This window comes from Desulfovibrio sp., from assembly GCF_018379785.1.
In the GTDB taxonomy this organism is placed as follows: domain Bacteria; phylum Desulfobacterota; class Desulfovibrionia; order Desulfovibrionales; family Desulfovibrionaceae; genus Desulfovibrio.
Genome location: NZ_JAGZUV010000031.1, coordinates 49,720 through 59,833 on the forward strand (window position 1 = coordinate 49,720; position 10,114 = coordinate 59,833).

7 protein-coding genes are annotated in these 10,114 nt (G+C 64.6%); all 7 read left to right on the forward strand.

Features of this window, described 5'->3' with window-relative positions:
• The first annotated feature begins 78 nt into the window (after positions 1-78).
• The 7 genes from KH208_RS08445 (at position 79) to murG (ending at position 9,785) form a co-directional block, all read left to right on the forward strand.
• A complete protein-coding gene (locus KH208_RS08445; protein WP_291435473.1) occupies positions 79-2,202 on the forward strand; it encodes a penicillin-binding protein in 2,124 nt (707 codons plus the stop codon).
• Positions 2,203-2,236: 34 nt separating this feature from the next.
• Positions 2,237-3,703 (forward strand): UDP-N-acetylmuramoyl-L-alanyl-D-glutamate--2,6-diaminopimelate ligase, encoded by a 1,467-nt coding sequence (locus tag KH208_RS08450; RefSeq protein ID WP_291435474.1) that lies wholly within the window; start codon positions 2,237-2,239, stop codon positions 3,701-3,703.
• Between the two features lie 65 nt (positions 3,704-3,768).
• On the forward strand, positions 3,769-5,166 hold the full coding sequence (murF, locus tag KH208_RS08455; protein WP_291435476.1) for a UDP-N-acetylmuramoyl-tripeptide--D-alanyl-D-alanine ligase: 1,398 nt from the start codon (positions 3,769-3,771) through the stop codon (positions 5,164-5,166).
• Positions 5,156-6,232 (forward strand): phospho-N-acetylmuramoyl-pentapeptide-transferase, encoded by a 1,077-nt coding sequence (gene mraY, locus KH208_RS08460; protein ID WP_008684840.1) that lies wholly within the window; start codon positions 5,156-5,158, stop codon positions 6,230-6,232. The genes murF and mraY overlap by 11 nt, the downstream gene beginning before the upstream one ends.
• A gap of 18 nt (positions 6,233-6,250) precedes the next feature.
• Positions 6,251-7,561 carry a UDP-N-acetylmuramoyl-L-alanine--D-glutamate ligase gene (murD, locus tag KH208_RS08465; RefSeq protein WP_291435479.1) on the forward strand — a complete coding sequence of 437 codons (1,311 nt, stop codon included), beginning with the start codon at positions 6,251-6,253 and terminating at the stop codon, positions 7,559-7,561.
• Entirely contained in the window at positions 7,558-8,733 is a 1,176-nt protein-coding gene (gene ftsW, locus KH208_RS08470; RefSeq protein ID WP_291435481.1) for a putative lipid II flippase FtsW, read from the forward strand. The genes murD and ftsW overlap by 4 nt, the downstream gene beginning before the upstream one ends.
• Complete coding sequence (murG, locus tag KH208_RS08475) at positions 8,715-9,785, forward strand: undecaprenyldiphospho-muramoylpentapeptide beta-N-acetylglucosaminyltransferase (protein ID WP_291435483.1); 1,071 nt, start codon at positions 8,715-8,717, stop codon at positions 9,783-9,785. The genes ftsW and murG overlap by 19 nt, the downstream gene beginning before the upstream one ends.
• Positions 9,786-10,114: the final 329 nt, after the last annotated feature.

The window sequence follows — 10,114 nt, forward strand, 5'->3', positions numbered from 1 at the left end:
ATGCTCCAGAGCCGTTACGTGTAAATCTCTGACCGTTTACTGCCCCGTCTCAGGCCTTGTGTCTTCTTTGAGGAAACCATGTTCAAGTTCTCGTCACGCAAACGCAACCGACCCAGCTTTACGCCCCGGCGCGACAAGGCGCCGCGCGTCAACCGCAACTCCGGTGCCGGGAAAAGCCCGCGCACCCGTGCCGCCTGGATTGAAAAGGTGGACTGGGGGCGTCTGCGGATCAATGCGGTGGTCTGCATTTTCTGCCTGCTCTGGTTTGGACTCTGGGGACGGGCCTGGTATCTGCAGATGGTCGAAGGGCCGCGTCTGGCCGACAGGGCTCGCCGCCAGCACATGGCTTCCGAACTGGTCACCGGCCGCCGGGGCATGATCTATGACCGCAACGGCCAGGTGCTGGCCCGCAGCGTCGAAGCCCGCTCGGTGTATGCCAAGCCGCAGGAAGTCGAGGATTTCCTGGTCATGGCGAATACGCTGGGGCCCATTCTGGGTATGGAGCCCCAGAAGCTCTATGATGAACTTTCCAAGACCAAGCGCCGTTTCGTCTGGCTCAAGCGCAAGGTGGACGACTATACCGCCGAGGCCGTGCGCAAGGTCAATCTCTCTGGCATCGGCCTGTCCAAGGAATACGACCGGGTCTATCCCTTCAAGCATATGGCCGGGCAGTTGCTGGGCTTTGTGGGCCTGGACGACAAGGGCCTGGAAGGCATCGAGCGTTCCCTGGAGGCCCGCCTGGGCTGCATTCCCACCCGCCAGATCGTGCAGCGCGACGCCATGGGCCGCCGTTTTTACCTGCATGAGGAGGGCCAGACCGAGCCGCGCGGCCAGGACCTGACCCTGACCCTTGACGTGCAGATGCAGTTCATCGCCGAGGAAGCCGTGGCCCGCGCGGCCCGCGACTACGACGCCCGCTGGAGCGGAGCGCTGGTGGTGGACGTGCCCACGGGCGACATTCTGGCCTGGGCCCAGTATCCCTTCTTCAATCCCAACTCCTACCGGGAATCCTCGCCGCTGGTCTACCGCAACCGTCTGGCCGCCGATGCCCTGGAGCCCGGCTCCACCTTCAAGCCTTTTGTGATGGCCGCGGCCCTGCAGGAGCGCAAGGTCACGCCCAATACGCTCATCGACTGCGAACGCGGCAAGTGGGTCAGCAAAAACTTCACCATCCGTGATACGTCCAATCAGGGCATGCTGCCGGCCAGCAAGGTATTGCGCTATTCCTCCAACATCGGCATGGCCAAGATCGGCCTCAGCCTGGGCGCGCCCATGTTCCACAAATATCTGCACGCCCTGGGCTTCGGCGAGCGCACCAGCGTGCCGGTGTCCGAAAGCCGGGGCATTCTGCGCATCCCCCGCGACTGGAGCGAAGTGGACCTGATGTCCACGGCCTTCGGCCAGAGTATTTCCGTCACGGGCCTGCAAATGGCCCAGGGTTATCTGACCCTGTTGAACGGAGGCGTTTACAAGCCCCTGCGCCTGATCAAGGAAGAAGGCAATGTGGATGAGCGGCATGAGCGCGTGTTCAGCGAAAAGACCGTGCGCGAAGTCATGGACATGATGCGCGACGTGGTTGAAGAGAAAGACGGCACGGGCAAACGCGCGCGCATTGAGGGCGTGGAAGTGGCGGGCAAGACCGGCACGGCCCAGAAGGCCGACCACCGCTCGGGCACTTACGGCAGCAAGCGCCTGGCCTCTTTTGTGGGCTTTCTGCCCGCCGACAGGCCCCGCTACCTGATCCTGGTCATGGTGGACGAGCCCGCGCGCAATCAGTTCGGCGGCGTGGTGGCCGCGCCCGTGTTCAAGGAAATAGCGGGCCGGGCCCTGACCTATACCGGCATTCTTTCCGAAACCAAACTGGCGGAAGCCTCCGGCACAAAGGATGCCGGTCCGGTCCGCCGTCAGCGCGGGCTGAAACTGGCCGGTCTGGAGGTGCCCTATCTGGCCAGGACCGCCGATGCGCCGCAGCGCGCCCTGGTCATGCAACTGCCCGGCCATCTGGCCAAGGCCGCCAGCCGGGTGCCGGACGTCATGGGCAAATCCGTGCGCAACGCGGTGGAGCTGTTCGCCCGCGCGGGTGTAGTGCCCGAACTCAAGGGGTCGGGCAGCCGGGTGGTGCGCCAGAGCCCGGCCGCCGGAACGGCCTGGCCCGAGGACGGACAAAACGTGAACTATATTCTTTGGCTGTCGGAAAGATGAAGCTGTCGTCTCTGGCAAGGATAGCGAGGTAAGCATGCAGCGGGATTTTGCGGCTCTTCTGGAGACATGCCGCCGCGGCGGCGTGGAAGTGCGTTCGGATTCGCGCGCCGTGGGACAGGGCGACATTTTTGTGGCCGTGCCCGGCGTCAATGAGGACGGAGCGCGTTTCATTCCCGCCGCCGTGGAGGCCGGGGCCGCCGTGGTGGTCTGCCGTCCCGGCGGGCCGGAGGATGCCGCGCTTCAGGCATCCGCCCAGGCCGAGGGCTGCCGCGTGGTCTATCATGAAGATCCGCGCGAGGCCCTTTGGCGGCTGGCCGAGGCCCGCTGGCGCACGGATGCGTCGCGCGTCAAGATTCTGGGCGTCACCGGCACCAACGGTAAGACCACCAGCACCTATCTGCTGGAACGCCTGTTCACGGACGCCGGACACAAGGTGGGCGTTCTGGGCACGGTGAGCTACCGCTGGCCAGGCCACAGCGAAACCGCGCCCCTGACCACGCCGGACCCCCTGCGCGTGCATTCCATGCTGGCCCAAATGGAGGCGGCGGGCGTGGACGTGGCCGTGATGGAAGTCTCCTCCCACGCCATCGACCAGCAGCGGGTCTGCGGCGTGCCCTTCGCGGGCGCGGCCTTTACCAATCTGACCCAGGATCATCTTGATTTCCACAAGGACATGGAAAGCTATTTCAAGACCAAGGCCAGGTTGTTTCTGGAGCTGCCCAGGGCGGAAAAGGTCATGGCCGTCAACGCCGACGACCCCTGGGGCCGCCGCCTGCTGGAGCTCTGCCCGCGGGCTCTGTCCTTCGGCCTGCAACAGGGCCCGCCCAGGCGGCGGCACCTCTGGGGCGAACTGCTGTCCGCCGGGACCGAAGGCTGCCGTCTGCGCATGCATCTGGAAGGCCGGACCTGGGAACTGCGCTCGCCTCTGGTGGGCGCGTTCAACGCCTCCAACCTGCTGACCGTGCAGGCCCTGGCTCTGGAAACGGGTCTGGACCCCGCGCAGTTCAAGGCCCTGGAGAGCTTTACCGGCGTCTGCGGCAGACTGGAGCGGGTGGAAAATTCCCAAGGCCTGAACGTTTTTGTGGATTACGCCCACACTCCGGACGCCCTGGTCAATGTGCTCAAGGCCCTGCGCGGCGCGGGCTTCAAGCGGATTGTCACGGTCTTCGGCTGCGGCGGCAACCGCGACAGAACCAAGCGCCCGCTCATGGGCGAGGCTGTGGCGCGCTACGCGGACGTGGCTGTGCTGACCTCGGACAATCCGCGTTTCGAGGAGCCGGAGGCCATTCTGCGGGACGTGCTGCCGGGCCTCAAGGAGGCGCGCGAAGTGCTGGTGGAGGTGGACCGCCACGCGGCCACGGCCAAGGCCCTGGACATGCTGGGCAAGGACGATGCCCTGCTGATCGCCGGCAAGGGCCATGAGGATTACCAGATCATCCAGGGTGTCAAGCATCACTACAGCGATCAGGAAGTGGTGCGGGAGTTGCTGCATTGCGCCTGAGCACTAAGGAAATGGCGGCACATTTGGGCCTGATGTCTCCCTCCGATGACCGGAGCGGAGAGACAATGGCGACGTGCGTGGTCACAGACAGCCGTGAGGCCCGGCCCGGCGCGCTCTTTGTCTGTGTGCCGGGCGAGCGGGTGGACGGTCATGATTTCGCGGCCAGGGCCGTGGAACGGGGCGCGGCGGCGGTGCTGGCCTCGCGGCCTTTGCCGGATGTGGCTGCGCCCGTGCTGCTGGTGGAAGATACAGTCAGGGCTCTGGGCAGTCTGGCGGCGCTCTGGCGCGGCAAAACCAGGGCCAAGGTGGTGGGCGTCACGGGCACGGCGGGCAAAACCTCGCTCAAGGAAGCCCTGGCCCAGGTGCTGGCCGTGCGCGGCAAAACCGCGCGCAACGCCCTGAACCACAACAATCAGATCGGCATGCCCTGCACCGTGCTGAATACGGACGGGGATGAAGATTTCTGGGTCATTGAGGCGGGCATCAGCCATGCGGGCGACATGGACGAACTGGCCCCGGTGATCCGTCCGGATCTGGGTCTGATCCTCAATGTGGGCCCCGGTCACACCGAAGGTCTGGGCGACAGGGGCGTGGCCTGGCACAAGGCGCGCCTGCTGGCTCATCTGGCTCGGGGCGGCCTGGGTCTGGTCAGCGCCGACTATCCGGATCTGGTGCGCGAGGCCGGGGCCACGGGCGCGAAACTGCGTTTTTTCAGCGCTGGAGCGCATCAGGTCGAATACCGCGCGGACTATGCCGGTCCCGCGCCCGAGGCGAGCGGGGAGGACGCGACTCGCGGTCTGTACCGGCTCTGGCTGGACGGCGTGCGTTGCGACGCGGTCAGCCCTTTTCAGGGTGCCTACGGCGCGGAAAACAGCATTGCCGTGGCGGCGGCCGCGCATCTGCTGGGTCTGAGCCCGGCGGAAATAGCCGAGGGCCTCGGCAGGGCCCAGTTGCCGCCCCAGCGCTTCAACCGCGAGCGTCTGGGCATGTGGGAGATCATTGACGATACCTACAACGCCAATCCCCTGTCCATGCGGCGCATGTTGGAGACCGCGGCTGGGCAGGCCCGCGGCCGGGCCTTTGTGCCCGTGCTGGGCGAAATGGGCGAGCTGGGCGCGGTGGCCGAAGCCATGCACGAAGAACTGGGCCGCCTGCTGGCCGATCTCGGACCGGCGGCCGTATTCTGGAAGGGCGGGCACGCGGACGAGGTGCGCGCCGGGCTTACGCGCGGGGGCTATGGCGGCCCCTGGCTGCCGGTGGACGGGCCCGAGAGTTTTATGGCGGCCTGGTGGGAGCTTGCGGAGCGCAAGCTGGACGGAAAGCGTGGCGGCCTGCTGTTTTTCAAGGGATCGCATTTCAACCGGCTGGAGACTTTGCTGACGGCATTTAGGGAAGGGATGACAACCATGGCGGCAACGGAAGCGCGAGGACGCAAGACAGGGGAGAGCGGGCATGTTTTATAATTTTCTGGCCCCTCTCGCTTCGGAATGGACGCTGTTCAACGTCTTCCGTTACATCACCTTCCGTTCCATGGCGGCCCTGATCACGGCTCTGCTGCTTTCCATCCTCATCGGGCCGCGCTTCATCGCCTGGCTGCGCCGTCTGAAATGCGGTCAGTACATTCATGAGGATGTGGCGGCGCATGCGGCCAAGGCCGGTACGCCGACCATGGGCGGCCTGCTCATGCTTTTCACGCTGGGCGTCAGCCTGCTGCTTTGGGCCGACCTGACCAATCCCTATATCTGGCAGACCTTTTTCGTTTTCGCGGGCTTTGGCCTCGTGGGCCTCTGGGACGACCTTTCCAAGCTGCGCCACCACAAGAACAAGGGCATTTCCGCCAAGGCCAAATTCGGCGGCCAGATTCTGGTGGCTTTTGTGGCCATGTGGCTGCTGGCCGACAATCCTTCCTACAGCAGCAAGCTGATCATTCCCTTTTTCAAGGAATGGACGCCGGACCTGGGCTGGTTTTATGTGCCTTTCGGCATCTTCGTGATGGTGGCGGCCTCCAATGCCGTGAACCTCACCGACGGCCTGGACGGCCTGGCCATCGGCCCCTCCATCGTGGCCTGCCTGGTTTTTTCCATTTTCATCTACATCACGGGCAACGCGCGTTTCTCCGGCTATCTGCTGGTGCCCTACATGCCCGGCGTGGGCGAGGTGACGGTCTTCTGCGCGGCCCTGGTGGGCGCGGGTCTGGGCTTTCTGTGGTTCAACGCCTATCCGGCCCAGGTCTTCATGGGCGACGTGGGCTCGCTTTCCATCGGCGGCGTGCTGGGCTACCTGGCACTGCTCTGCAAGCAGGAACTGGTCCTGGCCGTGGTGGGCGGCATGTTCGTGGCCGAAACCCTTTCCGTGATTCTGCAGGTGGGCTATTTCCGCTGGACGGGCGGCAAACGCATTTTTCGCATGGCCCCGCTGCACCATCATTTTGAACTCAAGGGCGTGCCGGAATCCAAGATCATCATCCGCTTCTGGATCACGTCCATTTTGCTGGGCCTGGTGGCATTGTCGGTTCTGAAACTGCGGTAGTACGGCGAGGAAAAAGTCATGGCTCTGGAAAAGACGCGCGGCAGACGCATTCAGATCGGTGAATTGGCGGTGGTTGTGGGGGCCGGACGTTCCGGCCTGGCCGCGGCGCGGCTTCTGAGCCGGGAGGGCGCGCGCGTGCGCCTGCTGGACCGCAACGCCGACGCGCTTTCGACGGAGCAGGCCGCTGCCCTGCGCAAGCTGGGCGTGGACGTGCAGCTGGGCGAGCACAGCCCGGAACAGTTCGAACACGCGGCCTTTGTGGTGCCCAGCCCCGGCATGCCCGTGGCGAAGCTGGCCCGATACCTGGGCGACGTCACGCGGCCGGGAGCTCCGGAAGTGCTGGCGGAAATGGAACTGGCCTGGCGCTATCTGGACGACGAGCCCGTGCTGGCCGTCACCGGCACCAGCGGCAAGACCACCACCGCTTCCCTGGCCGCCGCCATGCTCCAGGCGCAGGGCTATACGGTTTTTCTGGGCGGCAATATCGGCACCCCCCTCTCGGAATACGTGCTCTCCGGCCGCAAGGCCGACGTGCTGGTGCTGGAGATTTCTAGCTTCCAGCTCCAGGCCTGCTCCACCTTCTGCCCGCGCGCGGGCGTACTCCTGAACATTACGCCCAATCACCTGGATTATCACAAGGACATGGCCGAATACACGGAAGCCAAATTCCGTCTGTTCCGTTGCCAGGATGAGGGCGACCTGGCCGTACTGGGCGCGGATCTGCGGGATCTGGCGCAGGGGTTTAATCTCAGAGCCCGCCGGGTCTGGGTGCGCGAGAGCGAGCGTTTTCCGCAAAGCGGCTTGCCGGGCGCGCACAATAAATTCAATGAGGAGGCGGCCTGGCAGGCCTGCCGCTTTTTCGGCGTCAGCGAAGCCAATGCCGCCCGCGCGGTGGCCCGCTTCAAGCCTCTGCCGCACCGTCTGGAGCTGGTGCGCGAGCATTGCGGCGTGCTCTATGTCAACGATTCCAAGTGCACCACGGTTTCGTCCCTCAAGGTGGCGTTGCAGGCTTTTGACCGGCCGTTGCGGCTGCTCTGCGGCGGCAAGTTCAAGGGCGGCGATCTGGCGGCCCTGGGCGGCCTGATCAGGGAGCGGGTCAGGGAAGTGGCCCTGTTCGGCGCGAGCCGCGAACACTTTGAAACAGCCTGGCAGGGCCTTGCGCCCATAAGCTGGCATCCGGTTCTGGAAGACGCCGTGCGCGCCCTGGCCGCGTCCGCCCAAGAGGGCGACGTGGTGCTGCTGGCTCCGGCCACTTCCAGTTTTGACCTTTACGACAATTACATGGCTCGTGGCGACGATTTCAAACGCATTGTGAGCAAGCTGGCATGAAAAACAGTTTTACCGAAACCAAGAAGAGCAAAACCCGCAGCGCCTTTGCCAGGGCTACGGAAAAGGGTCCCGGTTCCCCCTTTGACTGGTGGCTGTTCACCATCATGCTGACCATTCTGGCCATCGGTCTGGTCATGGTGCTCTCGGCCAGCGGCATTGTGGCCGAGCAGGTCAACGGCGACAAATACTACTTTTTCAAGCGCCAGCTGCTCTTTGCCGCGGGCGGCGGCGTGGCCCTTTGGGGCGCGGCCCTGCTGCCGCGCGAATGGCTGTACAAATTGCAGTATCCGGCCCTGTTTTTCTCGCTGCTGCTGTTGCTGATCACCCTGTCGCCCTTTGCCCCGGCCATCAACGGCGCCAAACGCTGGATTCCGCTGGGTCCCGTTTCCGTGCAGCCCATGGAGTTCGTGAAAATCGCCCTGGCGCTCTACCTGGCCTATTTCATGAGCTCCAAACAGGAGCTGATCAAAACCTTCAGCCGGGGGGTCATTCCGCCTTTCGCGGTGACCGGCCTGTTCTGTTTTCTGCTTCTCCTGCAGCCGGATTTCGGCAGCGCCGTGGTCCTGGCCGGGATTCTCTTTTTCATGTGCGTGGCCGGGGGCACGCGCTTCATCTACCTCTTTTTCTCTCTGGCCCTGGCCTGCGCCGGAGCCATGGCCCTGGCCATCGCCTCTCCCTACCGGCTGCGCCGCCTGCTGGCTTTTCTGGATCCCTTCCAGGACGCCCACAATACGGGCTACCAGTTGGTGCAGTCCCTGCTGGCCATCGGCTCGGGCAGCTTTTTCGGCGTGGGCGTGGGGGCCAGCAAACAGAAGATGTTCTACCTGCCCGAAGCGCACAACGACTTCATCATGGCCGTGCTGGCCGAGGAAATGGGTTTTGTGGGCGTGACTGTGGTCATGATCCTTTTTGCCCTGCTGTTCTGGCGCTGCTACAAGATCATCATGGGCCAGCACAATCTGCGTGACCGCTTCACGGCCTTCGGCATCACCACCATCCTGGTCATGGGCGCGGTGATGAATCTGGCCGTGGTCATGGGCGTGGCCCCGCCCAAGGGCGTGCCCATGCCGCTGATGAGTTACGGCGGCAGTAACCTGCTGGCTACCATGCTCTGCGTGGGCCTGCTCATGAACTTTTCAAGGACGGCCGACTCGTGGACAAAATCCTCCTGACCACCGGGGGTACCGGCGGCCATATCTTTCCGGCCCTGGCCGTGGCCGAGGAAATCCGGCGGCGGAATCCGCGCGCGGACCTGCTGTTCGTGGGTTCGCTCTATGGGCCGGAGCAGCGTCTGGCCGCCCAGGCCGGAGTTCCCTTTGCCGGGCTGCCGGTGCGCGGCTTCCTGGGCCGTGGCCTGCGGGCCGTGGGCGCGGGCGCGCGCATGACTCTGGCGGTCTGCAAGGCTCTGGGCATTGTGCGCCGTTTCAGGCCGCAGGCCGTGGCCGGTTTCGGCGGTTACGCGGCCTTTGCGCCCATGCTGGCGGCGCGTCTTCAGGGCGTGCCCGGCATTCTGCACGAGCAGAATGCCGTGGCCGGAACCAGCAACCGGACGCTGGCCCGCCTGGCAAAGGTGGTCTGCCTGTCCCTGCCCGGCACCAGGGGCTTTGCGCCGGAGAAAAGCGTGCTCACCGGCAATCCGGTGCGCCGGGCCGTGAGCGAGTTGGGGCGTCGGCCCCGAGAGCTGCGGACGCGGCGGCTGCTGGTCATGGGCGGCTCCCAGGGCGCGCGCGCCCTGAATGCCTTTTTGCCGGAAATTCTGCCCGCGCTGCGGGAGACCGGAGTGGAAATTCGCCACCAGAGCGGCCTCAAAGACGAGGACGCCACGCGCGCGGCCTATGCCCAGGCCGGGTATGATCCGGCCTGCGTGACGGCTTTTATTGACGACATGGCCGAGGCCTATGCCTGGGCGGATCTGGCGTTGTGCCGTTCCGGAGCCAGCACCGTGGCCGAACTCTGCGCCGCCGGTCTGCCCGCTGTGCTGGTGCCTTTTCCCCATGCCGTCCACGACCATCAGACCAGCAACGCCCAGGTGCTGGAAAAGGCGGGTGCGGCCCTGCTGGTGCCGGAAGGGGAGTTGCGGGCCAGGGATCTGGAGCGCGTGCTGCCGCAAATGCTGGCCGACAGCGAAGGCCGCGCGCGCATGTCCCGCGCGGCGCTGGATGCGGCCCGGCCAGACGCCGCCGCGCGGGTGGCCGATGTGTTGGCCGAGGTGGCCGCCGGATGAGCTTAGTGCCGTGTAAAGTTTAAGCGTTATACGGTACCAGCCGCCGGGTGCGGGCTCGGCGCGGCGGCAACGCCGCCGTGAGCAAGCCGAAAATCACGTTTTTCGGCGCAGCGATCTTAATACGTAAAACGAAGTTTTAAGTGTTACGTGGTACTAGTGTCGCGTCAAGCGACACATGTCGCAAACCCGCAAGGGGTTGCGCGCCGCCGCAGGCGGCGTAAGCACAGCTCACTAGAAGTCATTTCATAATTCTAGAAAAAGTCATGAAAATCGTGTAATCGAGTTTCATGAGCAAATACCAAAGATTAACGGATGAGCAGTGGGCAATT